This window comes from Corynebacterium sp. HMSC078A10, from assembly GCF_001811565.1.
GTDB classification, from domain to species: Bacteria; Actinomycetota; Actinomycetes; order Mycobacteriales; family Mycobacteriaceae; genus Corynebacterium; species Corynebacterium hesseae.
This window is the reverse complement of sequence record NZ_KV805216.1, coordinates 1-274: the sequence shown is the minus strand read 5'-3', so window position 1 is coordinate 274 and position 274 is coordinate 1. Positions and strand designations below refer to the sequence as shown.

The 274-nt window shown below is 53.3% G+C and carries 1 pseudogene; it reads right to left on the bottom strand.

What is annotated here, in order from left to right:
- Positions 1–38: 38 nt before the first annotated feature.
- Positions 39–242, bottom strand: a pseudogene (locus HMPREF2808_RS13085) (IS256 family transposase); the annotation flags it as partial.
- Positions 243–274 lie beyond the last annotated feature (32 nt).

Sequence of the window (274 nt, the reverse complement as noted above, 5' to 3'; positions counted from 1 at the left end):
GGGTCAAAATGTGTGTCTGGTTCGGCGTGTCGCTGGGGCTAGATTTGTCCTTTTTGGATGCCGATTGAATGGGTGTAGTTGGTGTCGATAGCGTTGTCGTAGAGGGCTGGTCGTCCTGTTTCGTGGTCGGCTTGGTTCTCGTTGTGGGTCAGGGTTTGTACTTTGGCGAGTTGGTCCTGTCCCCAGTTGGATTGCCTGGCGATTTCTACGGGGTCGTCGGGCAGTTCAGTTTTTAGGTAGAGCTCTCCTATCCATCTTCACACTCCTTCCACCT